We start from the raw sequence: 26,561 nt of genomic DNA, 5'->3' as shown, positions 1-26,561 counted from the left end.
CAAATTTCCGGGTTTTGACCTACACAAGCTGAAATACGCTTATAAAGCATTTAAAACATTAAAAAACGCCAACTTAAAAAATGGATAGTGAATAACTAGCTACCCTAGGGTTTCTTTTGCCTTTTTTTCTGTTTAGTAAATTTCTTAACGTTTATAATTTAGATTAGTTGCGGCTTAAAAGCAGCTAAATCGCGGTTATTAAGTGTTTAGAATAAAAAAACGCCATACTTGAAAGTATAATGTAAGTAATTAGCCAACCACGGGGCTTCTTTTGCCTTTTTTTTCGTTTGGTAAATTTCTTAATATTTATACAGAAGGTGTCATTCCAGTGCTTGACACTGGAATGGCTTTGTTGCATCGCTCTTCGGATAGTAGGTAACGCACAATAAATTTATGAAGCTATCTCAAATTTAGCCATACCAATATCAGTGAACTTATTGAGCAAATAGCATTTAACAAGTAGTTCCTTCTCTCTATTTGTCTCAGATTTATTCCTAAAACTAAACCCGAATGTTTGTTTCAGTCGCGAGAAAAAACTTTCTATATAAGATCTTTTTCCGTAGTTTGTTTGCCTTTTCCACCTCTTCATTCCATCTTCGCTGCATGATTTTATTAGTCTAATTGCAGCATTTCTCTCAGCCATATAGTCTAACTTTGGATGCTCTGCTGCGTTGTTTTTCGGAGGAATTTTCGTTTTTATACCATATTGATTACACAGCTTATAGAGCTTTTCTCTGTCATATGCCCTATCTGCATATAGTACTTTTATGGCATGCTGAAAATCAACTTCTTTTAGCAAATCACAAGCTCCATAGTGATCAGCCGTTACTGTATTTTACAGCTATGGCTTTTTTGCTGTTTGTATTCAACATTACATGCAATTTTCTTGTCTGTTCATAGCTGCGATACTTTCTATCTTCGCTATTTTCTTTGCTATGACCAGGAGTGTTGTTGTATATACTAATTCCTGTACTGTCTATAGCAATTTCGATATCTTCCATATTATTTTCTGCAATCATTGATCTTAATATTGAGTTTCTTAAACCTTCTTGATGATTGTGAATAGCTGATAACTTGCAAATTTTTCCCAATTTGCTCAAGGTATCCTGCTATAAACCCAACTGTTTGCCTCAGGCCTATTCTAAATAAACAAGTTATTATGTGCACCAAAATTACAACTTTATCGCTATAAATATTGTTGCCACCTGGTATTTTTGGACCATTCTCGTACCACTTTTCTATGGCTTCGTTGATATAATGAAAAATATTTCCTCTTTTTTCTAGAAATTTGTTATATTCGCTATGGTTACTGACCCTCATTTTTTGTGGCATATTTTTTCTTTCAAGGTTAAATGGCTATTTTATAATGAATTTTGTCAGTAGCCACCAGATTTTTTCAGTTGCTATGCAACAAAGCCCACTGGAATCCAGTTCTTATTATACAGCTATCTGGTGTACTTATTTAAAATTAAGTTTTCTGGATCTCAGTGCCAAAGCACTGGGATGACACCCTTCCTGGCGGAGATTATTCTCAAATCACAATGTTCGTACAGTTGTGGAATGAATTGCGGTATGACGTAGGAAAACCTTAGCTATAGCTTTAGAACTCCCAAAAGGTCAGAAGCATTGAATGACTTGACAGAAAGTTCAAACCCATATAAAATGTCCTTATTTCTTATATGTTAGGTATAGTATCAATTGCCTCAGATCATGCTGGTTATGAATTAAAATCAGAAATAAAACCTTACCTGGAAGCCCTAGGTTACAGAGTAGTAGATCAAGGCTGCACTGCTAAGCAAAAGTGTGTAGATTACCCAAACTATGCTGTTAAAGTTGTAGAAGATATAACAAGCAAAAAAGCAAATTATGGGATATTAATTTGTGGTACAGGTTTGGGCATGAGTACTGTGGCAAATCGTTTTGAAGGAATCTACGCTGCTTTATGTAACAGTGTTGAGATCGCAAAATTAGCTCGCGAGCATGGCAACGCAAATGTACTGTGTCTTGGTGCAGGATTTACTGCGAGTGGATTAGCAAAAGACATAGTCAAACAATTCCTCGAAACAGAATTTTCAAAAGAAAGCAGACATAAAAAACGCCTTGATAAACTCAGCAATATAACCTCTAAGAAAAAAAAAACAAAAACTTATAACGAAGATGAAATATCAAAATTCGCTAAAATGGCAGGCCAGTGGTGGGATGAGAACGGCAAATTCAAACCATTGCACATAATGAATCCTGTTAGAGTATCTTACATTATTGAGAAAATAAAAGAGTTAAAAAAATGCAATTTGAAAGAATTATCATTGCTTGATGTTGGATGCGGTGGTGGCATTTTGTCAGAGTCAATGGCACGCGTTGGCATTAACGTTGTGGGAATAGATGTATGTGAAGAAAACATAAAAGTAGCGCATTCACATGCAAAAAAAGTAGGGTTAAATATAGAATATATACACACCAGCATTGAAGAGCTAAGCAATGACAAGAAGTACGACGTGGTTCTGTTGATGGAAGTAGTTGAACATGTGGATAATTTAGAGCTTTTCATGAAAAAAGCGATAGAACTGCTAAAACCGAATGGGCTGATATTTATATCCACAATAAATAGAACTATCAAATCCTTCTGCCTTGCAATAATTGGTGCAGAGTACATATTAAATTGGCTGCCAAAAGGTACACATAACTGGAATAAATTTCTCAAGCCGTCAGAAATTGCAAATCACTTAAGAGAAAATAATGTAACGCTGCAAAACATGGCTGGCATGGAGTACAACGTAATAAAGCGTGAGTGGAATCTAACTAAAGGCGTGGATGTTAATTATATACTCTGCGGTTTGTTAGATTTAACTCTATAAAAGCACCATTTTCACTTCCAATACTTTGAAGGATCTTGGCCAGCTTTTATACAGTAGCCTTTATTAGTTAGCGCCCAACCGGAACGACAAGCATAATCTGTACCTACACGTTCATATCCAGGAGCAGCAACACACTTTCCATTCTCCAAGGTTTGACCTTTAAAAAGACAACAAACTTCTTTTTCTGTTACCTTTGTTACAATTTGAGGAGCACCAAAAAACACAGCAACAAACATACCCAGTGCGAAAAGTGCAGGCCAAGGCATTCTGCCAAATATTGCAAGTAAGCTTGAACCAATTATTACCACTGTAATCATTGGTCTACCTATTCCATGAACGTAACCTATTACATTACACATTACATCTGTTGCTCCATCAGCGTGTGCATCAAATGCATAGAAAACTATAAATAGAATTACAAGAAAATTTCTCATTGTTCTTTCAATAATCATGCCTGATTGTTTCTTATTTTAATAAAATTTCAGTAAATAGCTTTTTTCAAAAATTATGCTTAACCCAATCAATATTTATTTATTACTGCCTTTTTAATACTATAATTAACTCAGTTGATTTTTATCAAAATGCTAAACCATGGAACAATTCGAGAACTTTTACATCACCACGCCAGTATATTACGTAAACGATAAGCCGCATATTGGTCATGCATACACTTCTCTCTTGTGTGACGTGGTGGCAAGGTTCATGAAACTAGCTGGGAAAAATGTCAAATTTACCACCGGTACAGATGAACATGGACAAAAAATAGAAAAAGCAGCTAAAGCAAAGGAAATGCAGCCAAAAGAATTTACAGATGAAGTGAGCGTTTCATTTAAAGAATTGGCTAAGTTCATGAATTTTGAGTATGACGATTTTATTCGCACTACGGAGGAACGTCACAAAAAAGCAGTTATAGCTTTATGGAATAGACTTGAAGAGAGAGGGCAAATATATTTGGATTCCTATTCGGGTTGGTATTCAGTTCGTGATGAAGCATTTTATCAGGAGTCAGAGCTGATAGATGGCAAAGCACCAACAGGTGCTGAGGTCCAGTGGATAAAAGAAGAGAGTTACTTTTTTCGCTTATCAAACTGGCAAGAAAAATTACTGGAACTCTATAAAAATCAGCCAAGTTTTATCTTTCCTGAGAGCAGAAGAAATGAAGTGATATCGTTTGTAAGATCAGGGCTCATTGACCTCTCAATCTCTCGCACTAGTTTTAACTGGGGAATAAAAGTACCAGGTAATGACAAACACGTAATCTATGTTTGGATAGATGCATTAACCAATTATCTTACATCAATAGGTTTCCCTAGTACTGAAGGTGAGGAATATAAGAGGTTTTGGGCAGAACCAGAAACACAGATTCCAGTGTCAAGCACTGGAATGACACCAAACCAAGGGAAAACGCAGATTCCAGTGTCAAGCGCTGCAAACCTAGCTGACAACTCTTTCAACGTTCATGTAATCGGTAAAGACATATTGCGCTTTCATGCTGTATATTGGCCAGCGATTCTCCTTGCAGCAGACCTGCCACTGCCAAAACAAATTGCAGTTCATGGTTGGTGGTTGAACGAGGGAGAGAAAATATCCAAGTCCCTTGGTAATGTCATAGATCCAATTGGCCTCGCTCAAGAGTTTGGTGTTGATCAGCTACGCTATTTTCTCCTTCGGGAAGCAAGATTCGGCCAAGATGGCAACTTTAGTAAGAAAAATATGATCAGCCGGATAAATTCAGAACTGGCAAACAACATAGGCAATTTAGTACAAAGAACAATTTCATTTTTACACAAGCAATGTTCTGGAATTGTACCAACAATCGATCAAAGCCTACTTAAAGGTGAAGAAAGTCTTCCAGGTTGCAAAGCTATACTCGATCAAGTGATGAATCACCTATCAAAGTATGAATTTAACCAGATTATACTTCTAATTATCAACATCTCTTCTGAAGCAAATGCCTACATAGACAAAAGTGCACCCTGGACACTAAGCAAAACTGACAGAGAGCGCATGAATTTAGTAATTTACAAGTTACTGGAATATATCAGGATAATAGGCATTTTATTGCAGCCAATCGTTCCCAAGTCAGCAGAGATGATACTAAATCAACTGCAAATTCCGAAAGAACAACGAGATTTAAAATCTTTGTGCGACGCGTGCGTAAGTTCAGGCATAACATTGCCTAAACCTACGCCGGTTTTTTTGAGGGTTGATGCTAAAGAGGAGAAATAGTGTAAAAACTATTTCTCCTGGATGGGATTATCTTTAGTTAACGACGGTGCACACCGCTGTCTACATATTCAAGTTAGGTGGCAAGTGCCTTAGTTACTTTAGCAAAATGTGATTTAGTAACATCAGCATCTATCACTACTACTTCAGTCATTGCCGACTTAACCTTTCCTAGGCTCCATGCAAACCAGCCTTGACCATTTTCTTCTTTAGTTGGCTGACTTTCTGGGCTAGAAATCTCAGTACCTTTTTCATCACCAGATTCTGCATCATAAAATACATCCTGATCCTCAGAAAGACTCATTAAATACCTTTTAGCAGCATCAACATTTAAATGATCAGGTTGCTTAGGAACGTTATCAATATTCATCTGATTTTCCTGGCTAGGAGTCTCAGTTTTTAAATTTTCTTGTGTAGCCACATTCTTTTTTTCATCAGTTTGCTCTCTTAAAAATTGCCTTACCATCTTCTGTTTTTCTCTAAACAAAAAATCAAATAATATTGGAGAAAGCTCTAGCTTTGCCCCCTCTGGAATAACAATACCATTACCTTGAGATTCACTTGAAAGTTGACTAGCACCACTTGCTTGATCTGCCTTATTACCAAACATCAAGTTTTTAACACTATTCCAGTATGGTGAAAATTTTTCTGAGACCCATGAAAATTCTATTTTAGTTGATGGCATAGTATCATAAACATTTTTTAATTTATTTCCAACACTACTAATTGTCCCTTTTGCTGACTCAATTGATGTATCACAAGTGTTTTTCAAGCTGCTTCCAAAGCTATTAAGTGCACTTTTTACTGGTTCAAATGACGTACCATAAACATCTTTTAAGCCATCTTTAACAATACGAGTTACACGACCACTAATAAATGCTTCTTTTGTAGAAGTAAATGCTTTTTCAGATGCTGTTTTGATATCCTTTGCAAACTCAGCTGATGGCATAGTATCATAAATATTTTTTAATTTATTTCCAACACTATTAAATTTCCCTTTTGCTTGTGAAATAATGGCTTGCTCTTGAGTTTGTACTTCGAAATCTCTCTTAGTAAGCTGCTGGTTTATGCTATCAAATTCTACCGCATTACCTGGCTGAGAAGCATTAATCCTTCTGGTTGCAGCCAACTCATTTTTCATTCTAAAAATCTCCCGATCTTTCTCAGAAATAGTTTTATCTTTATCTTCTATCTCTTTTGCTTGATTAGCCAGTTGAGTATTTTTTTCGGATATTTCTTTTACTTTCTCAGAAATTATTTTACCTTTAGCTTCTACTTTACTTTTTTCATCAGAAAGCTGAGCTTCCTTCTCAGAAATAGTTTTGTTCTTACTAACTGCTGCATACGAAAGTGCAATAGCTACAGCAGAAAATACAGCACCACCAATAATAAATGGAAGGCCAACACTTAATGCTGCAACTGGAGCTAAGAAACCAATATAAGGAGCTGCAGCAAACACTCCAGATGCTAATAAAGTTAAAGCAGCCAGAGTTCCAGCTATATAATAGGGTACATTGTTTTTATTCATCATCTCACGTATTATAAAATATAATACCATTATAAAAGGATTTTTAAGAAGTTGTCAAGCTATCTTTACATAAAAAAAAATAATTGATAAACTTGGGAACAAGAAGATTGCTGTCAAGCTATGAACTATGCCTTTCCGTGTAATCTTTAAATGCACCTCTGTTAGAGTCAAAATATAGCTTCACACTGCCAATTGGTCCATTTCTCTGCTTTGCAATAATGAGCTCTGCAATGTTTCTAATTTTTTCCATTTTCTCTTGCCATTCCCGATGTTTATTGTTTCCTTCATTTGGCTGTTTTCTTAGTTCATAATACTCTTCTCTATAGAGAAACATTACTATATCTGCGTCTTGCTCTATGCTCCCTGAATCACGTAAATCAGAAAGTTGTGGTTTTTTATCATCCCTCTGCTCAACAGAACGAGAGAGCTGAGATAGTGCAACAATGGGAATATTTAGCTCCTTTGCAATTGCTTTCAAACCCTGCGTCACTTCCGAGATTTCTTGCACTCTATTTTCATTACTCCTTTTTGTTGTTCCTCTGATTAGCTGCAAATAATCAATGAATACCACTTCTACATTATATAATTGATACAGCAAGCGTATTCTGGTGCGAAGGGCACTAATTGATAGCGCAGGGGTGTCATCTATGATGAAAGGCAGTTCAGATAATTCTGTACTAGTATTGATAAATTCATGCAATTCAAAATCACTAATTCTCCCGGTTAATGCCTTATAATAACTAATTCCTGAATCTATAGTGATCAGCCTTGCAGTTAATTGCTCTGCTGACATTTCAAGCGAGAAAAACGCTACATAGTGTTGCTTATCTGCTCTTTTTTGCAACATCTTACAAGCATTAAGTGCGATGTTTAGCGCCAATGCTGTTTTACCCATAGAAGGCCTTGCAGCTAAAATTAATAAATCAGATTTTTGTAGACCACCAAGAAGCTGATTTAGATCTTGAAGTCCGGTTGTAACGCCTAGCGCTTCTGGATTATTTTTCAGTGTGCTGATCTTCTCAACTACATCTTTAATTGAACTTGCAAGTTTTATATATGTTTTCTCACCTTGTTTTTTTACTGCCAAATTGAACAATTTTGTCATTGCTTGTTCAATTTGCGCCTGTGCAGGATTTTCAATATCGTAGTTGTAGCTATCACCAACTATTTCTTGCCCGAGCTTGATTAAACATCTCCTTAAGTAAGTATCACGGATTATTCTAGTCAAACTATAAATATCAAGTGCAATACTTGCCTTCGCTGCAAGCTTTGCTAAGTACTCTACCCCACCACACTCGGTAAATGCTTGGTCGTTTTCAAAAAACATTTTAAGGCTCAGTTCATTGGCAATTATGCCATGTTTTCTGGTTTTAGATATTTGCGTAAAAATACTTTGATGCAGTGGATCATAGAAATTTTCTGCTGTAATTGTGTCTTCAACTGCATCACAGATTCTATTATCACGAATCATTGCACCAATAAGCATCTGTTCAGCTTCTAAATTATGCGGTAATTTACATATTTCCTTATCTACACTTCTTGAACTGAGGAGATTGGCTAATTCATTCATTTTAAGTTTTGAGAGTAATTGTTGATTATTGTAGAATATTTAGTTTTGATTTGAAAGACATATAAAATTTGACTAATTCCGTGTTGCCTATAGCATTAAAACTTAATGCCCCTGTGGTGGAATGGTAGACACGGCAGACTCAAAATCTGTTGCTTGCAAAAGCATGCTGGTTCAAGTCCGGCCAGGGGCACGTTAAATATTGGAAAGTATATATATGTTACATAAATTTTTTAATCGTTTATTTTCTATTTTTTCTTCTATAAATGTTATTCAAAAGGTAAAGAAAGATGAAAATGGGATATGTTATGTAACGGGCCTCAGGCGCTATATATCAGTATTGCTTGATTTGATTATTATCGTTTTGTTCTTGCAGTTTTGCAGCCAAGCCTTAAATCAGCTCTTTATGAACTCAGAGGATAGCAAAATATTAAGTCAAATTGCTGCAAAATCCCCAATGCAAGCACCACTGTCTGCGGAAGAAAAGACAACGCAGAGTAGACTTATAAAATTACTAATCCTAAATCAAATAGTCCAGTTTATTATGCTCTTTTGCTATGTAATATATATGTGGGTAAAGTTTGCTACTACACCTGGAAAACTATTATTTGGGCTTAGAGTTGTGGATGCACAAACTTTCGAAAAGATGACCCTAAAACAAGCAACAAAGAGATTTTTTTCCTTTATATTGTCAGTTGCACCATTGTTCTTGGGCTTTTTATGGTCAAATTTCAACAAACGCTGTCAAACTTGGCACGATAAGATCGCAGGCACAGTGGTTGTCACGAGTAAAAGCCTTAGAAGGCAGAGCTAAAAACTACTTGACACCCTTCGCCAGCCCCTTTATCATGATACTGAAGGTATTCATTTATCTTCAATCTGTGCAGATTAAACGACAACAGTATTACGTATTGGCGTCTTATTTTTAATTTTTTGCACTATGTGCATGCACTGGGATGACACCTCTGGGCACTGCCGTCGTAAAGGAACCAGTGTCAGCTACTCGGATGACAAAGGAGGACAGTGTCTCAGCTACTTTCATGACACCATTTGCTGTCTTTAAAAATGAATGTTCTTACAATTGTGCGTCATGCGCTTTATTAAATATTTTACTTAAAAATCTAATTTCTTATTATACAAGAGATAAGCAATTCATTGATGATGAAAAATTACAAAAAGGGGCATAGAAAGCGCCTAAGAGAGAAAATTATTTTAGATAATGGACAATCATTACTTGATTATGAAGTTTTAGAGCACATTTTATATTCAGCATATAGTAGAATTGATGTAAAACCGGTGGCAAAGAGTTTGATAGAAAGTTTTGGCAGCTTAAATAAAGTTTTTAATGCTGACCTGGAAGCGCTGCAAAACGTTGATGATGTCAGCAATGCAGCGATATCTGCCATCTTCTGTGTAAAACAAGCCTTTGTTCGTTCTGCAAGAGAAGAAATAAAAAACCTGCCTGTAATCGATAACCATACGCGTCAAGTTAAGGAAATATCGTGAAATATAGCAACATTTGAGATGGGCATTTTATTTGTTACATTTATTTTTTTAGGGAGTTCTTATCTAGAAGAAGATAATTTTTTCAGAAGAATCTATAAATTAATAACTTTATTACTTAATATATAAAATAGTTTTTTCGTTTCCTTTCTTCCTTATACCACTTTTCCTTAACTTGACGCGTATGGTAATCGATAACTGGGAAAAATTGCTTGATTATTTAAGAATAAGTATAGGAAGCCTCAATAAGGAAAATTTTCGTGTCATCTATATGAATAAAAAGTATCGTCTAATAGCGGAAGACCTGCAAAATATTGGTACAGTAGATCAAACTCCTCTTTATGTCAGAGAGATCATCAAGCGCGCACTTTTGATTGGTTCAACATCCATTGTAATATCTCACAATCATCCAAGCGGAGATACACAACCTTCAAATAGCGATATATCTCTCACTAGACAACTAGCAGAAGCTTGCCAAAGTATAGGAATAGAATTAATAGACCACATTATTATTACATTCAGTAGCTATTTTAGTTTCAAGGAAAATAGGTTGTTGTGAAAGCCTTTATAGCTACAGTATAGCTCTTTTTACAATAATCCGAACAGATCATAATATGCTACTGCTCTACCATAGCCATAAGCACATATCTTATCCTATTCGGACTATTGCGAGAAGTGCTATAACTTAGATTTACCGACAATCGTCATTCCGCTACGTGTTAGCGGCTAAGAGATACCGTGAATGAATCGCGGTATGACGTAGATTGCTGTCATCCCGCTGCTTGTTAGCGGCTGAGATACCGCCGCGGTATAGTATAGCTCTTTTTACAATAATCCGAACAGATCATAATATGCTACTGCTCTACCATAGCCATAAGCACATATCTTATCCTATTCGGACTATTGCGAGAAGTGCTATAACTCGTCATCCCGCTACGTGTTAGCGGGATCTATCCGCGGTGGTATGACGGTAAGATTTATTGTGGCATGATGGTGTAGTATAATGTTGATAAACCTCAGTTACTTTAGCTATAAACGATTAAGATGAAGTTATCATATATCTATATACTTACAAATAAAGCTAATAGCACATTATATATTGGTGTAACTGCAAATTTGATCAAGAGGATTTGGGAACACAAAAACAAAATTGTTTCAGGTTTTACATCAAGATATAATGTAAATAAACTTGTATATTTTGAAGAGTTTGAAGATATAAGTTTAGCTATTGCAAGAGAAAGGCGCCTGAAAGAATGGCCAAGGCAGTGGAAAATTAATTTGATCAATCAAAAGAATCCTAGCTGGGTTGACTTATATTACTTAGCTTTAAGATAGCTATGCTGAGATCCCGCTAACACGTAGCGGGATGACGAGAAAGGAGTGGCGGTATGACGGTTCGCGGTGGTATGACGTAGTAGCTATTTCTTGCAATCAAGTTTCGTTAAAAGTCAGATTGAATGGTTAAATCTTCCACCCAAATAACCACGCACTCTACTTGCTTGTTTGGATATATTTCTTGTACTAAGGTTTTATAGATTAACATCTGTTTTTTTATTTCATTTAATAAGGAAACAGAAACGTTACGGTGTGATTTGTAGTCAATTATGATTGCTTTATCTTGCGTTATGCATAGCCTATCTAGTCGTACTAATACTGACTTGCCATCAATTGTTCCACTCAGTGTAATCTCTGATTTGCCTTCCAAGTCAAACAAATAGCCATATTTTTCATTAAAGGCTAATATTTTACTGTAAATTTCATCCTTATCTTCGCTGATGTTATCAAGGTATTTTCTGACCCAATTTTTTCTTCTTTCTTTTTCTATCTTGGGCATATACTGCAATATGCTGTGAATAATCAGGCCTCTTGCATAACCATCTGTCATCCAAGTAGCTGACACTGGGATCCATTCTGCTCCTTCTTTTTCACTGGATTCCAGCGTCACGCGCTGGGATGACACCGAAGAGTGGGCTAAAGCTGGTGGAAGGGAAATGACCGGAACGTCAAAGTAATCACGTTTTTTATAAATGTAAGGGTAGTTTGCATTCACGCATAATACTTCAACTTTTTCTTTAAATATTGGCCGTAAACCCCTTTGTTTCTTTTCATATGGTTCTCCATACTTAGTGATTAGATCATACCAAGAGCCCTTTTGCACTGGCTCTTTACTTAAGATGTATAACTCATCTTCAGCACGCGTGAGTGCTACGTATAATAAACGCAAATATTCATTATAATCCTCTAGTTTTTTCTCTCTTTTTACTTGATCGCAATAAGCGTTGTTGTTTTTTCCACACCAAAATGGTGCTTCCGTTCCATCAAAGATAATGCTTTCACTGTTTCTTGGCACTGTGTTTGTATCAACCAAAAATACTATGGGAGCTTGCAGACCTTTTGATTTGTGAATTGTCATTATTCGCACAGCATTGCGTTCTGATTGCATATCATTCTTAATCTCCGGATTATTCTCCTTGATCCATTGAACAAACGCTTGAAGAGATGGGTTTTCAAATTGCAACACGAGGTTCATAAATTCGTCTAGGACCTCAAAGCACTCAAGACCTAACCTTGCAGCAAATTTCTTCTTACCTGTACGTAATATATGCGTAAATAGTGCAAGAGGAGACTCTATGCGAGATAAGTTAATGAGATAGTTTAATTCACTATAGATAACCACAGAATAATCGTGAATTCTTTCCCATAGTGAATGCTCTTTACGGTCGTATGCAATGTTAAATAAATCATCCTCGGTGAAATTAAATAGCGGTGATTTTAAAGCATTTGCAAGAGCTAAATCATTTGCCTGGAGGAGTAAAAATTCGGCCAAAGCTATTAAGTCCTGCACGGCTATATAGTTCATAATTCTAAAATAATCCCGGCCTACAACTGGCACATTTGCTTTTTTAAGTTCGCTTATTATGTAATCAACTAACACGTTTCGTTGTCGCACCAAAATCATAATGTCTCTTGGCTCTATATGGCGATCTTTAGCGACTAAAATCCGCCCTTCGTTTAACCAATTGTGAATTCTGTTAGCTATTGTTTGAGCAAGTAATCGATCTGCTATTGTATAACCTTCCTTGCATGTCAGAGGAATTTGTAAAGCTCGCTGTTCTTTCTCTTTGCGCCTTGGTAACGCTGGCCAAATTTCAATATATCCTTGGTCATTTTCTCTATGTGGAACATGTTTTATTTCATTATCATTAAAAGATATTTCTGCGCGGAAGTTATTAAATATTCTATCTACAAGCATCAAAACTTCTGGAGTTGAGCGAAATGACTTTTCAAGTTGGCATGATATCCAATCTCTACCACCAGTTTTCGTATGAAAGTATTGTTGCATATAGTTGAATAGATGGGGATTTGCTCCTTGAAATCTGTATATGGATTGTTTTACGTCACCAACTACAAATAAGGTTCGCTTTTCATCATTACCGGCAAAAAATTCATCGCAGAGATTTGTTATAATTTTCCACTGGCTGATGCTATTGTCTTGTGCCTCGTCAACAAGGATGTGATCTATTTTTTGATCCAAGTTAAACAATATCCAATCTTTATAGTTTGGATTGCTGAGAAGATTTGTTGCTAAGTCAATTATATCATTGTAGTCAAGCAGTGCATTTTTTGATTTTTCACTATTATACAAATCAACATATACTTTAAATATACCAAGTAAGCTACTGGTTTTCTTGAATATTTGATAAGAGTTCATGTCTCTTATATGGGTAAATACTACATTCTGAACGCTCTCTATTATTTGCTCTGCATCTTTGAATTTCTCCAAAATACTTTTTGTTGCAATGGATGATATGCTCTTTTTTTCGTGCGATTCTGATTTTAGAAATACCTTGGCTAGGTTTTCTATTTTGGTGTCATTCCACTTTATTCCGGTGTCATCTGAGTAGCTGACACTGGTTCTTTTTTTCTGGATCCCAGCTGGGATGACAGTAGAATAAAGTATTTCACTATAACTCTGATCTCTTTTACTGCCTTCACTTAATATCTCGGCTAGTCTTTCCACGTGCTCGATTGTTTCACTCTGTAAGTCATGAATTTCATCTGGGGCGCTCAATTTATCTTTGATATATTTCGAATCATTTGCTGATATCGATCTTTTTATACATAAAGTATAAAGCAAATCGCGTAGTTTATTTTCATCAATTTCAGTTGCAATAAGGTTGATATCATCCTGCACAGTTTCGTTATGAAGCACTTTATTGAATATGATGGAATGTAATTCTTTGCATTCGCTCAGCGTGCAATTTGGAGCAATGCCAGCTTCTATAGGAAAGCTGGAGATTAATTTGTAACAGAAAGCGTGTATGGTTTGTATAGTTAGACCAAGATTTTCCAGTTCAGAGAAAAGCCTTCTTGCTCTTGTTAAATAATCTTTATTTTTTCTGGATCCCAGTGTCACGCACTGGGATGACATTGGAAAGAAATCTAGTTGTTCTAGATCTGCTGCCAACACACTATCTGAACATATTGCCCACTTACTGAGTATGCTGTGAATGCGATTCTCCATTTCGTTTGCTGCAGCATTGGTGAATGTTAAGCAAAGAATATTTCTTTTGTTTTCTAATAAAAGTCTCAATACTCTGTCTATTAAGATTTTTGTTTTGCCTGTACCAGCGGACGCATTTACCCACACAGAGAAATTAGGATTTATGGCATTTGATCTCATCAGAAGTGCGAGAACCTTATAAAAGTTGACTAGAATAGCATTATACATATAATGTAAAAATAGTGTTAGTGAAGATATATAATGAAAAGTTTTTGTGTAAAGGCGCCTGCAAAAATCAATCTTTTTTTGCATGTTGTAGACAAAAAAGAAACAGGGTATCATTTGATTGAAGGTTTATTTGTCTTTGCTAATCTCTCTAATTTTTTGGAAATAAAAGTAGGTGAGAAGGATTCTAGATACGATAACTCTACAGTTGAATTTATAAACTCCGAGTCTAAAATAAATAACCAATATAACACTGTAATGAAAGCGGTTAATCTGCTGCTTAGGCATGCTCCTGTACGCACTAAAGTCACTGTAAAGGTTGTAAAAAACATACCAATTGCTGCAGGACTTGGTAGCGGATCCTCAGATGCTGGAGCTGTGGTACGTACGCTAGGGAAGCTGTGGGAGATTGATAGGACGATTTTAAATGAAATAGCCTTAAACGTTGGTGCTGATGTTCCCGCAAGCGTAGATAGCAAGCCAGTTTTTGTTAGAGGTATTGGCGAAGAATTATGCCACATTAAAAAATTCTCTTTACCTACAAATGTGGTGCTTGTGAAACCGAAAAAAAGGTTTTTGAGTACACCAGATGTATTTTCCAAACATGAAGGAAAATTTTCTGAGCCAATTAAATGGAGCGATGACGCTGAAAAGGATTTGTTGAAGCTTCTTAAAGAGACGAGAAACGATCTTCAAGAAATAGCAATAAGCTTTGTACCTGAAATTAAGGATGTGATATCAACACTTGAGTCACAAGAAGGCTCTATACTTTCTCGCATGTCAGGCAGTGGTGTATCATGTTTTGGAATATTCGATAGTGAGGAAAATGCAAAAGCTGCTGCAGTTAATATCGGAAAAAAGCAACCAGAATGGTGGGTATGTGACACTCAATTAATAGTTTGACTTATGCCCTTAATTTCCGAGAATAAAAATCTTATAAATGGTTACAGGGAAGGAAAATTTTTGGTGAATAATAGAGAATATTGCGGCTCAATTATAATTTTTCCTGAAAAGGTGATTAAATTGAAAGAAAGTGATATAAACAGCAAGGAGTATTTTGAATCTTTTTTAACAGAGGAAATAGAAATTTTGTTAATAGGTACTGGTAAAACACGCAATATACTAAGTTCTTCAGTGAAGTCCTATCTTATGGAACAAAAAGGTTTAAATTTTGAATTTATGACAACAGGTTCTGCATGCAGAACCCATAATATTCTGATATCCGAAGATAGATTTGTTGTCAGTTATCTAATAGCCATATAGCATGTTTGAAATGTTTACCCAGGATTTTTTCATCAACAGTCTAGTTGCAGTAGTCGTAATTAGCCTAGTAACAGGCGCTTTAGGATCGTTTATGATATGGCAAAGGTTATCTTATCTTGGTGATAGTTTGTCCCATTCTTCATTGCTTGGTATTGCACTTGCTTTGATCTTTAAGATTAGCCCATCGCTTAGCATAATGCTCATTGCAATTACATTTGCTATACTACTTTCTCTTAATTTTAACAGATTATATTCTGCTGATACGATATTGAACATTGTTACCAATGTAGTTTTATCATCGAGTTTAATACTTATGTCTTTTCTTCCATCTGGCAATAATAGTATTATTAGCTCACTGTTTGGTGATATATTAACGCTCGATCAAAGTGATATAATATCGATTTTTTTAACCTCTCTAATAGTTACTTTGATATTAATATTTAGATGGCGTTATTGGTTAATGATTTCAATTAATCAAGATTTAGCAGTAGTTGAAAAAATTAATGTTACCTTTGTTAGACTAGAATTTTTAATCACTCTTGCTATATTTATAGCAATTGCTGCCCAACTAATAGGAATATTACTCATTGCTGCATTTTTGCTAATACCAGCAGCATCTGCAAGGCTCATTTCGAAAACTCCAATGCAGATGATTATTGTTGCAACAGTTTTTTCTGTGATTTCTGGGATATCAGGTCTCATGTTATCTGCAAGTTTTGATTTGTTAACTGGACCTGCAATTATACTTGTTGCAGCGGTATATTTAATTATCGCTTATTTTATAAGGCTAGTGTTAAGCAGGTTGGCTTAATTTTGATCTCGAATGTTAATAATTTTGTAATATACTCATTATAAAACATCACTATCTTAGCACAAAATAGTTTTTGCTATACTATTATTTATATGCTAATGATAAGTTGTTAATTTTATGGAGTAAGCAATATGAGCGAAGAAGGATTTTTTTCCAAATATATATCTCAACCTGTGAAAAAATTTTATAATTATATTACAGGAAAAACAGAAGAGTCAGATGATGTAGCAGGCGATGTGCATAATATTGCACAAGGAGACTCAGAGTCTTTGGATACTTATGTACAGTCAAATGAGAATGATATCATATAGATAGCATGAGGATCACACCATCCAAAGTTAAAAAATTCCTAGAGAAACCTGATGCTTTACGTGGTGTGTTAATTCATGGAAGTGATAACAGTAGGGTTGATTTTTATGTACAAGAAATAATTGCTAATTTGGGTGAGTATTCAGTTCAGGTGATGGATTTTGCAATAGTGAATAAGTCACCCAGTTTACTGTTTTCTGAATTGGCAAACGTTTCGATGTTTACCAGCAAAAAATTAATTAAGCTGATAAATGTGAGTGGAGGTATATCCAAAGAGTTAAAAAACGTATTGGATTATAACGCAAGTGGTCACTATGTAATGATGGTAGCAAGTGATCTTCCATATAATTCTGCGACTAAAAGTTATATGGAGAGTTCAAAAATTTTTGGTGTGATTGCTTGCTATAAGGACAGCAACAGCAATCTTTATGACATTATATCAAGTTACTTAAAACAAAATGATATAAAATGCACAAATGAGATAATCTACCATTTGCAATCTTACTTTAATCATAGCAAGCTGCCTATATGTTCAGAACTTGAGAAGTTAGTTTTATACTTAGGGGAGAGAAAAGACCTAAAACTTACTGATATAGAATTATGCTTTTCAACTTCTGGCAACGACTATGCTACACTTGATGATCTATGCTCTGCCATAGCAAGTAAAGATATGTCGCGCTTCATTAGAATTTCTGATGTATTGATATCGCAAGAAAATTTTTCACCGATAGCACTAATTCGCATTATATCAAATTATTTCCTACGCCTTGAAAACGTTTTGCTGTCAGTGCAAGGTGGAATGAGTGAGCAGGCTGCGATTGATCAGCTAAGCCCTCCATTGTTTTTTAAACAATTGCAGAGCTTTAAATCTCATTTGAAAAGTTTGCAACTTTCAGAACTTAAGAAGATCTTGGAAAAATTGATAAGCTTAGAAGTTACCTGTAAAAAAACTGACTTGGATCATAAAATGATTTTTCAACATGCACTGACGAGTAGCTGACTACTCAGATCCAGCCTTTCTTATAATTTCATCAAAATGTTGTATTTTAACATAAAATAGCTGCTTTTATGCCTACCAAAATTCATTCTTTAGTGTGTGTCTCACAAGTATTCTTTGCTAATAGGATATTTTCGAATATAATTGAATATAACTAGATAAAAATACAGATATGTTTGACATTTCAAAAATTGTAATAACACCTGAAATGTTAAAATTAGTTGCTGAAATTGATGAATTTAAAGGAGCATGGCAATTGTTTGGTAATTTAGCTCCAGAACGTTTACAAATGCTCAAGAAAATTGCAACAATTGAAAGTATTGGTTCTTCTACCCGTATTGAAGGGGCAAAACTATCAGACCGTGAAATTGAACAATTATTATCCAAACTTGATACACGTTCATTTCGTTCTCTAGATGAACGAGAAATAGCCGGATATGCGTATGTGTGTGAAGAAGTATTTCAAAATTTTAAAAAGATGCCATTTACAGAAAACACTATAAAACAGTTTCACATCTGGCTTTTACAATTTTCATATAAAGATCAAAGGCACATGGGAGAATATAAAAAATTCCCCAATCATGTTGAAGCGTTTGATGAATCTGGAAAAAGCTTGGGCATAGTTTTTGAAACCATACGCGTCAAGTTAAGGAAATAAAGGTATGAAAGAGATAGAATAATAAGGTATAAGTTCTCCCAGATATACTTTTAGTGAGAGAACCAATGAATAAAATAACTTGCTTATCAAAAAAGCTCAAAGAATTTTTTAATGAAAAAGCAGAGAAAATCTCAATTACAACAAGGTTTATAAAAAGAAAGAGAAAGCTAAAAGGTTCATCATTCGTAAAAGCCATGGTCTTGGGTAATATAGGAGTTGATAATTGTAGCGTAGAAACAATGTGTCAATTACTAAACGAGGACTCGATAGATATAACAAAACAAGGTTTGGATTTTAGATTTACTGAAGAAGCAGTGGAATTTATGAAAAGGATGTATAATGAATCTGTGATTTTCTTTAAAAATATCTTGCAAGTTGATTGCAAAATCTTACAGCAATTTAATAGTGTTAAATTATTGGACAGTAGCTATATTACTCTACCTAACAGTATGGAAGAGATGTATAAAGGTTATGGTACTAGCTACAGTGGCTATGAAAGCAATACTAAGTCTGGAATAAAGTTACAATTAGTTTTCGACTACATGAATCAGATAATAGACCAACTTAATTTAACGGAGGGGGTAAGATCAGACCAGGGATATAGGAAACATTTAAGTAATATATTAAGCAATGATTTGCTAATATCTGATCTCGGTTATTTTGTGCCAAGTTCTTTTAAACAAATCAATGAAATAGGAGCTTATTTCATAAGTCGTCGATACCAACATATATGATGTAGAAACAAATCAAAAAATGGAGTTATTAGAATGTTGAGAGGATAAGTTATTTTTAGAAAACGAGGTATTGTTAGGAAAAGAAGCAAAAATTAGAGTAAGAATTATATGTCAGAAACTAACTGAAGAACAGTCTATGGGCAGAAGAAGGAAAGCTAATAGATTAGCAAGATCGCAGATCCTCTAAAAGAAATCAAAAATTGTTGAACTGGTCAATATTTATAACTAATGTTCCAGAAAATAAAATTAGTGCTGAGCAAGTATTAACGATTTACAGAGTAAGGTGGCAAATTGAGTTATTATTTAAATTGTATAAAAGCCATATCAGGCTTGATAAGCTAAAAGGAAAGCCATGCAGAGTATTATGTGAACTATATGCTAAATTGTGCGCAATTCTTATATTTCACGGCATAGTTGGTTGCACAGAAGTGAAAAAGAATACAGAACTTAGCTTAACAAAGGCATTTATTGAGCTAAAAAGGCGGGTTAGAGAGTTATTTTTAGTATTAACCAAAATTAATAGTTTAAAAGCATTTCTTAAAAAACTCACTATAACTTGGTCGCGATTTTCATTAAAAGACAAACGTAGAAGGGCTAGAGTATCCACTTTAACCTCTCTAAATTTGCTCACAATCTCTTAACTTGACGCGTATGGTTTTTGAAACAGCCTCTCCATTTGAGACAGCAACACAAATGCAAGAACTTATTTATTGGACTAGCCAGCAATTAGAGGTGAAATCGTTACACCCTCTATTAATTATTGGCATTTTTATAGTTACTTTTTTAGCTATTCATCCCTTCCAGGATGGAAATGGCAGATTATCACGCATTCTCACAACTTTCTTGTTACTAAAGTTAGGGTATATCTATGTACCTTACAGTTCCCTTGAAAGTAATAAGGAGAGTTATAGCTCTTTTTACAATAATCCGAACAGACCGTAATATGCTACTGGCCTGCTATAGCCATAAACACATATCTTATCGCATTCGGACTATTATAAGAAAGGCTATACTACTTAGCTTTGCGTCGTACTCAACAATCCTTGAAGACGAGCAGCTATGATTTTAATCCATGGCTTATATTCTTTTTAAGGTCACTACAAAAGCAAAAATTTCATCTCGAACAAAATGTGTCACACGAAAAAGTGTTAAATCTCTATTTACCACCACTTTCTGCTAAAGTATTAGCACTACTCAGCAAACATGGACGTCTTACAATTAAGGATTTGGAAAATATTACTAAAGCAAACTGCAATACCTTAAAGAAGCACGTATCTAATCTCGTAAAGAGTAATCACATCACTCAGCATGGAAAAGGCAAAGCAACCTGGTATGTAATATAGAGCTCAATAGGATATGTATTCATTTTGAATTGTTAAATTATTCAGCTATAGAATATAGATCACAGCTGTACAAACATTGTAGTTTGAGCCCACTAGATCCCAGTGCCCTATTCTTGTCATCCCAGTGCCTTCTCCTGTCATCCCAGTGCCCAGACACTGGGATCCAGAAAAGTTTGCTTGTAAGCAAGCAAACTAGCATAGAAAGTGGTTACAACGTTTTCGATGAGATTGCAGAAAGGCTAGATTCCAGACTGGAATGACATCGTTCACTATGTACCATATTGCAATAGTTGTGGTCAAGGCACTGGGATCTGAAATTGCAGTGTTCGTACAGCTATAGAATATAGATCAGAAGTGACAGAGCTTAAAAAAAGGCCTAACATTCTTAATAAACGTAAAAAGCTTTATGAAAATCAGAGTTGGAGTAATAGGCTGCTTAGGCAGAATGGGCAAAAAAATACTCAATGAATTAATTACAAATACCAAAGTGGAAATAGCAGGTGCTGTTGCCCGTTCAGGTAGTAAGTACATAGATTCAGATATTGGACCAATTATAGCCAATCTAGGAATTAAAGTTACAAGTTCTATTAGTGGCATATTTGAGTCATCTGACGTTGTAATAGATTTTACAACTAAAGAATGTATGTTAGACTGCCTTAAAGCAGCTGTAAAATTTAAAACACCGCTGGTTAGTGGCACAACTGGAATAGAAGGTGTCGATTTGAAAGAATATGCTGCTGAAGTTCCAATATTATGGTCAGCAAATATGAGTGTTGGGGTTAATGTGTTGCTGAAATTGGTAAAAAAAGCTGCTGAGCTTTTAGGTAATGAATATGACGTTGAGATTTGGGAAATGCATCATAACTTAAAAAAGGATTCACCATCTGGAACAGCTATAGAACTTGGCAAAACAATTGCTAACGCTTCAAAAATGGATTTTCAGTCCAATCAATATTTACATAGTGGTTCAAACATAAGAAAAAAGGGGGGAATAGGTTTTGCAGTATCTCGTGGAGGTGGAGTAATAGGAGATCACAGCGTGATGTTTGTTAATTCTGATGAACGGATAGAACTAAACCACAAAGCAATTGATCGCACAACATTTGCTAGAGGAGCTGTTCAAGCAGCAGTATGGCTATACGAAAATAAAAGAGAAATTCCGGGGCTCTATTCAATGCAGGATGTGATATGAGCAATACACGTGCCTCTGTTAAAGATTTAAATCTCTGGTACGGCTCTAAGCAAGTTTTATTCGATATAAATTTGAATATTTATAAAAGAAAAGTTACTACTTTTATCGGACCATCCGGGTGCGGTAAATCAACATTTTTGCGTTGTTTTAATCGTATGAATGACTATGTACCAGGTTGCAAAACTGTTGGTGAATTAGATATCGATGGGCTGGGTGATATATATTCACGCGATATGGATGTTGTACTACTTAGAGCAAAAGTTGGTATGGTATTTCAAAAGCCAAATCCTTTTCCAAAATCAATATATGATAATGTTGCTTGTGGGCCAAAATTGCATGGTATGGCGAAGGATAAGCAAAAATTGAATGAGATGGTGGAAAATAGTTTAACCAAGGTTGGTTTATGGGAAGAATTGAAGGACAGATTGCAAGATAGCGCACTCAATTTATCCGGTGGCCAACAACAGAGACTATGCATTGCTCGCGCAATTGCAGTGAAGCCAACTATTTTATTAATGGATGAACCGTGCTCCGCTCTTGATCCAATGGCAACCAATGCAATCGAAAATCTTATACAAGAGCTGAAATTAAGATTTACTATAATTATGGTAACTCATTCAATGAAGCAAGCTAAGAAGTTATCTGATAGTGTGATTTTCTTTCATAATGGCAGAATTGTTGAGTCTGGAAGCACTCAAGAAATATTCGAAAATGCTCAATCTCCCTTAACAAAGGAGTATATCCTGGATCATTAAATTTCTGACCTTACCCAGAAAAAGTGGAGAGAAAGAAAAGAGTTTTTTTGGGTAAAATAAAATTTTGGAGGATTAGAAATGGTAAGAGAATATACGGCAGAATTCAAATTGGAAGCTGTTAAGCTGGCAAATGAACAAAGAAAGGTAGGTCAACCAGTTGCAAAAGTAGCAAGAGATCTAGGAATAAGGGATAGTGTATTAGGAAAATGGATGAAGAAATATAACGAAAAAAAGTCAGCGGCAAATGCATTTCCAGATGTAGCACCTTATGACAAAGAGAGGTTTGATTTACAAAGCAAGAGTAACAAGGGAAAGAGACATTTAAAAAAAAGCCCTGGCCAGTCAAAAAGAGTAAAATATTTTTTTATATAGTAACTGCTATAAAGTACAGGAATTATGTAGGATTTTCTGCTAGTGGCTACTATAAGTGGACCACAAGAAAAATAAGCAGTAGAGAATCAGCAAATAAAGAGCTACTCGAAGCTATTCAAAAAATATATCAAGTTTCTAAATGTAGATATGGAGCTCCTAAAATTCATGCTGAATTGAAGGCTTTGGGTAAAAGTTGCAATTTGAAAACGGTGCAAAGTATAGCCTTTCTTATAATAGTCCGAATGCGATAAGATATGTGTTTATGGCTATAGCAGGCCAGTAGCATATTACGGTCTGTTCGGATTATTGTAAAAAGAGCTATATTATGCAGAAAAATGACATCAGGGCTATACTGAGAAGAAAGTTTAAAATTAAAAAACAACAAACAGATAATAGAGCTGTAGCTCCCAATATATTAGATCAAAACTTTATTGTTGATCAACCAAATAAAGTATGGGATTACTTACATCAAAACCAAGGAGGGATGGCTATATTTGGCAGCAATAATTCTCACGTATGGTAGTTAATGAGTAGTGCAATAAATAAACAATTGGTTATGAACTCTTTATTAATGGCCATTAATAGGCGTAAACCTGTTAAAAATCTACTGCTGCACAGTGACCAAGGTTCACAATATACTGCGCAAGGGTATCAATATCTCTTAGCTGTAAAGAATATAGATGAGTAATAAAGGCTGTTGTTACGACAATTCTGTTGCAGAAAGCTTCTTTAGCTCATTGAAAAGAGAAATACTTATTGATACTTCACAACACTCTGCTCAACAAACTAGAACTGCAATATTTGAATACATAGAAATTTTTTATAACAAACAACGTCACTATTAACTATTGCATTCCAGAACAATTTGATGCATCATTCTTTTTGTAAAAAACATTCCAAACTTTCTCTCCACTTTTTCTGGGTAAGGTCACTTTTCCACTGATCATATTTAATCGCCATAACTTTACTCCTACTTTAACAATATTTTAATTATCATATATTATGGCAAGAAAGTCAACCCTACCTAATTTTGCTTAGTAAGCACACTAACTATGAAACAATCTATATTACCATCAAAAACAGAATTTATATTGCCCACTTCATGTCCGGTTCTTAAATCCTTCACCATTTGATATGGATGCATAACGTACGATCTGATCTGATTACCCCAGCCTATATCGCATTTTTTACCATACTCTTCAGCCATTTTCTGTTCTTTTTTTTCCAGTTCAATTTGGTATAAACGTCCTTTAAGTAATTTTAACGCCTCATCTTTATTTCTATGTTGAGAACGACCATTTTGGCATTGAACTACAACACCAGTTGGAATATGCGTAATGCGTACTGCACTTTCAGTTTTGTTCACATGCTGACCGCCTGCTCCAGAAGCTCGGTAGGTGTCGATCTTTAGATCCTTTTCATCCACAGCAATATCAATTGAATCTTCGATCACTGGAGTTACTCCTACACTTGCAAAACTGGTATGACGTTTACCATTTGCATCAAATGGCGATATTCTAACCAGCCTGTGAATTCCACTTTCACTTTTTGCCCACCCATAAGCTTTTTCTCCAACGATTTTTATCATTGCAGACTTTATACCAACTGACTCTCCTTCTAATTTTTCTACAACTTCAACTTTAAAGTTGTGATAAATTTCTGCCCACCTTATATACATGCGCATCAGCATTTCAGCCCAATCATTGCTCTCGGTTCCGCCAGCTCCTGAGTGGATTTCTAAAAAGCAGTTATTATTATCTGCTTCACCAGTAAATAAGGACTCTGTTTCTTTATACTTGATTAATTTCTCTAGCTTAGCTAATTCATTTTCAACTTCAGAGAAAAATTCTTCATCATTTTCATCAATAGCAGACTTCATTAAGCTGATGGCATCGTTGTAATCGCTTTCCAGCTTTAAAAACGACTCTACGTCATTCTTAATTTTAGAACGTTCTTTTAAAACTTCTTGTGCTTTTTGGTTATCTTGCCATAGGTCATCATTCGACGCTTGGGAGTCAAGCTCTTCAAGGCGCAACTTTAATTTTTCTATGTCAAAGACACCTCCTGATAAGAGAAATACTTTTATTTAAGCTTTGAAAGTGTTCAAGAATTTCTGGATAAGTTTTCATTATACTTTAGATTTTAATATATTTACTATCAATAACAATAACAGTAAACAAAATAGAAATTTAACCATATGATAGTTAATTTAAATAATTTCATTATACTTTAATGTTTAAGGAAATCAAGCGCGTATATTTATTAAAAAACAAGGTAAAGTAATGAATATTGAAATAAGTTCCCATTATGGTTTAGACAAAAAGGCTATTGATGACTTAATAGAGTCACTTGATAACGAGGAGCTAGAGAATGTTCGTAATATTGTAAAAACGATAGACAGTGTTCAGTTAGCTTATTTTTTATCTACTTCGATCAGTGATCACAGGGAGAAATTAGTTAATATCCTCGATCAACATTTGTTAAGTGATGCCCTAGTGCATGTAGTGCCAGATTTACAAATAGAGATCATAGAAACATTGGGAATAGAAAATACAGCAAAGTTACTAATGCTCCTTGATGTAGAAGATATAGTAACCATAGTGAAAGATTTAGATAGAAAGTCTGTAGAAAATATACTTTACTATTTGCCCAGCAAAACTCAGAAATCGGTAGAGGAGTTGCTATCATATCCAGAAGAAAGTGCAGGAAGGTTAATACATAAAGATATGGTTATAGCTCCATATTATTGGACAATAAATCAACTGACAGAATTTGTGTGCAACTATAAAAAAATACCAGAAAAATTTCACCAGATATTCATTATCAACTCAAAATTAGAGCCTATAGGCAGTGTTAATTTAAATAAGGTAATATCTCACTCAGGAGACACAATAATAAAAGAGATAATGGATCATGACATAAAAATCATTAAAACTGGAATAGACCAAGAGGAAGTAGCAAGAATATTTAAAGATTACTCTCTATTATCGGCTCCGGTAGTAAATAAGAATGGTAAAATTATTGGTGTGATCTTAATTGAAGATGTAATAAAAGTTGTTCAACAAGAAACAGAAGAGGATGTACTCAAAATAAGCGGTGTATCTTCTAAAGCCGATATAAATGCCCCTATACATAAAACTATAATTAAAAGGCTACCTTGGTTACTGTTTAACCTCTTAGCTGCAACAATGTGTTCCATAGTAGTTGGCTTTTTCGATGATGTAATAAAAAGTTTTATAGTGCTGCCAATAATCATGCCGATAATTGCATCAATGAGCGGAAATGCAGGATCCCAAACAGTAACGCTAACCATCCGGGCAATCGCAACAAAATATCTAACTGAGCAAAATGCAAAAAGAATACTGATGAAAGAATTTTTAATAGGTCTTATAAACGGGGTGATCTTATCTACTATTTCATTAGTAGTGTTAGCAATAAGGTTTCACAACTTCAAAGTGGAGATGATTTTTGTGGTCTCCATGATTATGATGTCAATTATTGCAACGTTCATCGGAACTTTCATTCCTATAATGCTTCACCGTTTAAAGTCTGACCCTGCCGTTTCTTCTTCAATCCTAACATCGGCAACAACTGATATTCTCTCAGCTTTTATATTTCTTGGTTTAGCTACGATCTTTTTATTAAATAGCTAATACTATCTATAGCTATACCGCCGCGAACCGTCATGCCGCGATTCATTCGCGGTATCTCTTAGCATA

At 35.0% G+C, this 26,561-nt stretch carries 31 protein-coding genes, 1 tRNA gene and 2 pseudogenes; 25 read left to right on the top strand and 9 right to left on the bottom strand.

What is annotated here, in order from left to right:
• Window positions 1-391: 391 nt before the first annotated feature.
• The 3 genes from AAGD87_RS04565 to AAGD87_RS04555 are packed head-to-tail and all read right to left on the bottom strand — an operon-like array spanning window position 392 to window position 1,332.
• Window positions 392-799, bottom strand: a complete 408-nt coding sequence (locus AAGD87_RS04565) for a transposase (protein WP_341817430.1) — start codon at window positions 797-799, stop codon at window positions 392-394.
• 19 nt (window positions 800-818) lie between these two features.
• A complete protein-coding gene (locus AAGD87_RS04560) occupies window positions 819-1,019 on the bottom strand; it encodes a hypothetical protein (protein WP_010082383.1) in 201 nt (66 codons plus the stop codon).
• On the bottom strand, window positions 1,003-1,332 hold the full coding sequence (locus tag AAGD87_RS04555) for a transposase (protein ID WP_007548762.1): 330 nt from the start codon (window positions 1,330-1,332) through the stop codon (window positions 1,003-1,005). The genes AAGD87_RS04560 and AAGD87_RS04555 overlap by 17 nt, the downstream gene beginning before the upstream one ends.
• 347 nt (window positions 1,333-1,679) lie before the next feature.
• Here AAGD87_RS04555 and ubiG point away from each other — a divergent pair, with 347 nt between their 5' ends.
• A complete protein-coding gene (gene ubiG / locus AAGD87_RS04550; protein WP_174515933.1) occupies window positions 1,680-2,855 on the top strand; it encodes a bifunctional 2-polyprenyl-6-hydroxyphenol methylase/3-demethylubiquinol 3-O-methyltransferase UbiG in 1,176 nt (391 codons plus the stop codon).
• A gap of 11 nt (window positions 2,856-2,866) precedes the next feature.
• On the opposite strand, the gene AAGD87_RS04545 is transcribed toward ubiG, so the two are convergent.
• A complete protein-coding gene (locus tag AAGD87_RS04545; protein WP_341817429.1) occupies window positions 2,867-3,289 on the bottom strand; it encodes a TrbC/VirB2 family protein in 423 nt (140 codons plus the stop codon).
• Window positions 3,290-3,446: 157 nt separating this feature from the next.
• Between AAGD87_RS04545 and metG the strand changes: the two genes are divergently transcribed.
• A complete protein-coding gene (gene metG / locus AAGD87_RS04540; protein WP_264339323.1) occupies window positions 3,447-5,084 on the top strand; it encodes a methionine--tRNA ligase in 1,638 nt (545 codons plus the stop codon).
• A 73-nt stretch (window positions 5,085-5,157) separates the two neighbouring features.
• On the opposite strand, the gene AAGD87_RS04535 is transcribed toward metG, so the two are convergent.
• Both AAGD87_RS04535 and AAGD87_RS04530 read right to left on the bottom strand, forming a co-directional pair.
• Entirely contained in the window at window positions 5,158-6,609 is a 1,452-nt protein-coding gene (locus AAGD87_RS04535) for a hypothetical protein (RefSeq protein ID WP_265024274.1), read from the bottom strand.
• Between the two features lie 118 nt (window positions 6,610-6,727).
• Complete coding sequence (locus AAGD87_RS04530; protein ID WP_341817428.1) at window positions 6,728-8,179, bottom strand: replicative DNA helicase; 1,452 nt, start codon at window positions 8,177-8,179, stop codon at window positions 6,728-6,730.
• A gap of 107 nt (window positions 8,180-8,286) precedes the next feature.
• Here AAGD87_RS04530 and AAGD87_RS04525 point away from each other — a divergent pair.
• From AAGD87_RS04525 to AAGD87_RS04500, 6 genes are all read left to right on the top strand, one after another.
• Window positions 8,287-8,369 (top strand) — tRNA-Leu (locus tag AAGD87_RS04525).
• Between the two features lie 24 nt (window positions 8,370-8,393).
• Complete coding sequence (locus tag AAGD87_RS04520) at window positions 8,394-8,990, top strand: RDD family protein (protein ID WP_015589093.1); 597 nt, start codon at window positions 8,394-8,396, stop codon at window positions 8,988-8,990.
• A 178-nt stretch (window positions 8,991-9,168) separates the two neighbouring features.
• Window positions 9,169-9,363 carry a hypothetical protein gene (locus AAGD87_RS04515; RefSeq protein ID WP_155968352.1) on the top strand — a complete coding sequence of 65 codons (195 nt, stop codon included), beginning with the start codon at window positions 9,169-9,171 and terminating at the stop codon, window positions 9,361-9,363.
• Window positions 9,335-9,682, top strand: a complete 348-nt coding sequence (locus AAGD87_RS04510; protein WP_341817426.1) for a hypothetical protein — start codon at window positions 9,335-9,337, stop codon at window positions 9,680-9,682. The genes AAGD87_RS04515 and AAGD87_RS04510 overlap by 29 nt, the downstream gene beginning before the upstream one ends.
• Before the next feature lie 181 nt (window positions 9,683-9,863).
• Window positions 9,864-10,238, top strand: a complete 375-nt coding sequence (locus AAGD87_RS04505; protein ID WP_264339328.1) for a RadC family protein — start codon at window positions 9,864-9,866, stop codon at window positions 10,236-10,238.
• Window positions 10,239-10,723: 485 nt separating this feature from the next.
• The gene (locus AAGD87_RS04500; RefSeq protein ID WP_007549156.1) at window positions 10,724-11,014 is read left to right on the top strand and encodes a GIY-YIG nuclease family protein; all 291 of its coding nucleotides are present in this window, start codon (window positions 10,724-10,726) and stop codon (window positions 11,012-11,014) included.
• Window positions 11,015-11,120: 106 nt separating this feature from the next.
• On the opposite strand, the gene AAGD87_RS04495 is transcribed toward AAGD87_RS04500, so the two are convergent.
• Entirely contained in the window at window positions 11,121-14,363 is a 3,243-nt protein-coding gene (locus AAGD87_RS04495) for a UvrD-helicase domain-containing protein (RefSeq protein ID WP_341817425.1), read from the bottom strand.
• Window positions 14,364-14,444: 81 nt separating this feature from the next.
• Between AAGD87_RS04495 and AAGD87_RS04490 the strand changes: the two genes are divergently transcribed.
• The 13 genes and pseudogenes from AAGD87_RS04490 to AAGD87_RS07820 all read left to right on the top strand — a co-directional run.
• Window positions 14,445-15,311, top strand: coding sequence for a 4-(cytidine 5'-diphospho)-2-C-methyl-D-erythritol kinase (locus AAGD87_RS04490; RefSeq protein ID WP_182309431.1), 867 nt, complete (start codon window positions 14,445-14,447; stop codon window positions 15,309-15,311).
• Between the two features lie 3 nt (window positions 15,312-15,314).
• The gene (locus AAGD87_RS04485; protein ID WP_209472851.1) at window positions 15,315-15,671 is read left to right on the top strand and encodes an Mth938-like domain-containing protein; all 357 of its coding nucleotides are present in this window, start codon (window positions 15,315-15,317) and stop codon (window positions 15,669-15,671) included.
• Between the two features lies 1 nt (window position 15,672).
• The gene (locus AAGD87_RS04480; RefSeq protein WP_182309433.1) at window positions 15,673-16,482 is read left to right on the top strand and encodes a metal ABC transporter permease; all 810 of its coding nucleotides are present in this window, start codon (window positions 15,673-15,675) and stop codon (window positions 16,480-16,482) included.
• A 131-nt stretch (window positions 16,483-16,613) separates the two neighbouring features.
• Window positions 16,614-16,793, top strand: a complete 180-nt coding sequence (locus AAGD87_RS04475) for a hypothetical protein (RefSeq protein WP_341817423.1) — start codon at window positions 16,614-16,616, stop codon at window positions 16,791-16,793.
• Between the two features lie 5 nt (window positions 16,794-16,798).
• Window positions 16,799-17,791, top strand: a complete 993-nt coding sequence (holA, locus tag AAGD87_RS04470; RefSeq protein WP_341817422.1) for a DNA polymerase III subunit delta — start codon at window positions 16,799-16,801, stop codon at window positions 17,789-17,791.
• A 169-nt stretch (window positions 17,792-17,960) separates the two neighbouring features.
• Window positions 17,961-18,446, top strand: a complete 486-nt coding sequence (locus tag AAGD87_RS04465) for a hypothetical protein (protein ID WP_338481540.1) — start codon at window positions 17,961-17,963, stop codon at window positions 18,444-18,446.
• Window positions 18,447-18,511: 65 nt separating this feature from the next.
• A pseudogene (locus AAGD87_RS04460) lies at window positions 18,512-19,821 on the top strand (IS4 family transposase).
• 10 nt (window positions 19,822-19,831) lie between these two features.
• Window positions 19,832-20,122 carry a Fic family protein gene (locus tag AAGD87_RS04455; RefSeq protein ID WP_341817421.1) on the top strand — a complete coding sequence of 97 codons (291 nt, stop codon included), beginning with the start codon at window positions 19,832-19,834 and terminating at the stop codon, window positions 20,120-20,122.
• A 188-nt stretch (window positions 20,123-20,310) separates the two neighbouring features.
• Window positions 20,311-20,523: a DUF977 family protein gene (locus AAGD87_RS04450; RefSeq protein WP_264724136.1), complete on the top strand. Its 213-nt coding sequence runs from the start codon at window positions 20,311-20,313 to the stop codon at window positions 20,521-20,523.
• Window positions 20,524-20,929: 406 nt separating this feature from the next.
• Complete coding sequence (dapB, locus tag AAGD87_RS04445) at window positions 20,930-21,715, top strand: 4-hydroxy-tetrahydrodipicolinate reductase (protein ID WP_182309436.1); 786 nt, start codon at window positions 20,930-20,932, stop codon at window positions 21,713-21,715.
• On the top strand, window positions 21,712-22,470 hold the full coding sequence (pstB, locus tag AAGD87_RS04440; RefSeq protein ID WP_006280935.1) for a phosphate ABC transporter ATP-binding protein PstB: 759 nt from the start codon (window positions 21,712-21,714) through the stop codon (window positions 22,468-22,470). Before dapB ends, pstB begins: the two co-directional genes overlap by 4 nt.
• Before the next feature lie 78 nt (window positions 22,471-22,548).
• Window positions 22,549-22,842 carry a transposase gene (locus AAGD87_RS04435; protein ID WP_007548709.1) on the top strand — a complete coding sequence of 98 codons (294 nt, stop codon included), beginning with the start codon at window positions 22,549-22,551 and terminating at the stop codon, window positions 22,840-22,842.
• Window positions 22,827-23,003, top strand: a pseudogene (locus AAGD87_RS07820) (hypothetical protein); the annotation flags it as partial. The gene AAGD87_RS04435 and the pseudogene AAGD87_RS07820, both read left to right, overlap by 16 nt.
• Window positions 23,004-23,005: 2 nt before the next feature.
• Here AAGD87_RS07820 and AAGD87_RS04430 read toward each other — a convergent pair.
• Window positions 23,006-23,128, bottom strand: coding sequence for a hypothetical protein (locus tag AAGD87_RS04430; RefSeq protein ID WP_341817420.1), 123 nt, complete (start codon window positions 23,126-23,128; stop codon window positions 23,006-23,008).
• A gap of 39 nt (window positions 23,129-23,167) precedes the next feature.
• Here AAGD87_RS04430 and AAGD87_RS04425 point away from each other — a divergent pair, with 39 nt between their 5' ends.
• From AAGD87_RS04425 to AAGD87_RS07810, 3 genes are read left to right on the top strand one after another with little or no spacing between them, the layout of a single operon-like run.
• Window positions 23,168-23,365, top strand: a complete 198-nt coding sequence (locus AAGD87_RS04425; protein ID WP_010082070.1) for a hypothetical protein — start codon at window positions 23,168-23,170, stop codon at window positions 23,363-23,365.
• 3 nt (window positions 23,366-23,368) lie between these two features.
• Window positions 23,369-23,530, top strand: coding sequence for a DDE-type integrase/transposase/recombinase (locus tag AAGD87_RS07815; RefSeq protein ID WP_010082071.1), 162 nt, complete (start codon window positions 23,369-23,371; stop codon window positions 23,528-23,530).
• On the top strand, window positions 23,523-23,687 hold the full coding sequence (locus tag AAGD87_RS07810; protein ID WP_010082072.1) for an IS3 family transposase: 165 nt from the start codon (window positions 23,523-23,525) through the stop codon (window positions 23,685-23,687). Before AAGD87_RS07815 ends, AAGD87_RS07810 begins: the two co-directional genes overlap by 8 nt.
• 179 nt (window positions 23,688-23,866) lie before the next feature.
• Here the strand turns inward: AAGD87_RS07810 and prfB are convergent.
• Window positions 23,867-24,971 (bottom strand): peptide chain release factor 2 gene (prfB, locus tag AAGD87_RS04420; protein WP_141456981.1). Its coding sequence is split into 2 segments (ribosomal slippage): window positions 23,867-24,895 and window positions 24,897-24,971, totalling 1,104 coding nucleotides; the frame shifts between segments, so codons are not numbered across the junction.
• A 153-nt stretch (window positions 24,972-25,124) separates the two neighbouring features.
• On the opposite strand from prfB, the gene mgtE reads away from it, so the two are divergent.
• On the top strand, window positions 25,125-26,495 hold the full coding sequence (gene mgtE, locus AAGD87_RS04415; protein WP_006280192.1) for a magnesium transporter: 1,371 nt from the start codon (window positions 25,125-25,127) through the stop codon (window positions 26,493-26,495).
• Window positions 26,496-26,561: the final 66 nt, after the last annotated feature.

The sequence above is a fragment of the Wolbachia endosymbiont (group A) of Pherbina coryleti genome (assembly GCF_964026875.1).
GTDB lineage: Bacteria > Pseudomonadota > Alphaproteobacteria > Rickettsiales > Anaplasmataceae > Wolbachia > Wolbachia pipientis.
Note: the sequence above shows the minus strand (reverse complement) of the source record. Positions and strands in the feature narration are given on the sequence as shown.

Coding starts and splice junctions, on each gene's coding strand:
- AAGD87_RS04560 (WP_010082383.1), bottom strand. CDS start 1,019: ATGATTGCAGAAAATAATATGGAAGATATCGAAATTGCTATAGACAGT.
- AAGD87_RS04555 (WP_007548762.1), bottom strand. CDS start 1,332: ATGCCACAAAAAATGAGGGTCAGTAACCATAGCGAATATAACAAATTT.
- ubiG (WP_174515933.1), top strand. CDS start 1,680: ATGTTAGGTATAGTATCAATTGCCTCAGATCATGCTGGTTATGAATTA.
- AAGD87_RS04545 (WP_341817429.1), bottom strand. CDS start 3,289: ATGAGAAATTTTCTTGTAATTCTATTTATAGTTTTCTATGCATTTGAT.
- metG (WP_264339323.1), top strand. CDS start 3,447: ATGGAACAATTCGAGAACTTTTACATCACCACGCCAGTATATTACGTA.
- AAGD87_RS04535 (WP_265024274.1), bottom strand. CDS start 6,609: ATGAATAAAAACAATGTACCCTATTATATAGCTGGAACTCTGGCTGCT.
- AAGD87_RS04530 (WP_341817428.1), bottom strand. CDS start 8,179: ATGAATGAATTAGCCAATCTCCTCAGTTCAAGAAGTGTAGATAAGGAA.
- AAGD87_RS04520 (WP_015589093.1), top strand. CDS start 8,394: ATGTTACATAAATTTTTTAATCGTTTATTTTCTATTTTTTCTTCTATA.
- AAGD87_RS04510 (WP_341817426.1), top strand. CDS start 9,335: ATGATGAAAAATTACAAAAAGGGGCATAGAAAGCGCCTAAGAGAGAAA.
- AAGD87_RS04505 (WP_264339328.1), top strand. CDS start 9,864: ATGGTAATCGATAACTGGGAAAAATTGCTTGATTATTTAAGAATAAGT.
- AAGD87_RS04500 (WP_007549156.1), top strand. CDS start 10,724: ATGAAGTTATCATATATCTATATACTTACAAATAAAGCTAATAGCACA.
- AAGD87_RS04495 (WP_341817425.1), bottom strand. CDS start 14,363: ATGAGATCAAATGCCATAAATCCTAATTTCTCTGTGTGGGTAAATGCG.
- AAGD87_RS04490 (WP_182309431.1), top strand. CDS start 14,445: ATGAAAAGTTTTTGTGTAAAGGCGCCTGCAAAAATCAATCTTTTTTTG.
- AAGD87_RS04485 (WP_209472851.1), top strand. CDS start 15,315: ATGCCCTTAATTTCCGAGAATAAAAATCTTATAAATGGTTACAGGGAA.
- AAGD87_RS04480 (WP_182309433.1), top strand. CDS start 15,673: ATGTTTGAAATGTTTACCCAGGATTTTTTCATCAACAGTCTAGTTGCA.
- AAGD87_RS04475 (WP_341817423.1), top strand. CDS start 16,614: ATGAGCGAAGAAGGATTTTTTTCCAAATATATATCTCAACCTGTGAAA.
- holA (WP_341817422.1), top strand. CDS start 16,799: ATGAGGATCACACCATCCAAAGTTAAAAAATTCCTAGAGAAACCTGAT.
- AAGD87_RS04465 (WP_338481540.1), top strand. CDS start 17,961: ATGTTTGACATTTCAAAAATTGTAATAACACCTGAAATGTTAAAATTA.
- AAGD87_RS04455 (WP_341817421.1), top strand. CDS start 19,832: ATGGTTTTTGAAACAGCCTCTCCATTTGAGACAGCAACACAAATGCAA.
- dapB (WP_182309436.1), top strand. CDS start 20,930: ATGAAAATCAGAGTTGGAGTAATAGGCTGCTTAGGCAGAATGGGCAAA.
- pstB (WP_006280935.1), top strand. CDS start 21,712: ATGAGCAATACACGTGCCTCTGTTAAAGATTTAAATCTCTGGTACGGC.
- AAGD87_RS04435 (WP_007548709.1), top strand. CDS start 22,549: ATGGTAAGAGAATATACGGCAGAATTCAAATTGGAAGCTGTTAAGCTG.
- AAGD87_RS04430 (WP_341817420.1), bottom strand. CDS start 23,128: ATGCTACTGGCCTGCTATAGCCATAAACACATATCTTATCGCATTCGG.
- AAGD87_RS04425 (WP_010082070.1), top strand. CDS start 23,168: ATGCAGAAAAATGACATCAGGGCTATACTGAGAAGAAAGTTTAAAATT.
- AAGD87_RS07815 (WP_010082071.1), top strand. CDS start 23,369: ATGAGTAGTGCAATAAATAAACAATTGGTTATGAACTCTTTATTAATG.
- AAGD87_RS07810 (WP_010082072.1), top strand. CDS start 23,523: ATGAGTAATAAAGGCTGTTGTTACGACAATTCTGTTGCAGAAAGCTTC.
- mgtE (WP_006280192.1), top strand. CDS start 25,125: ATGAATATTGAAATAAGTTCCCATTATGGTTTAGACAAAAAGGCTATT.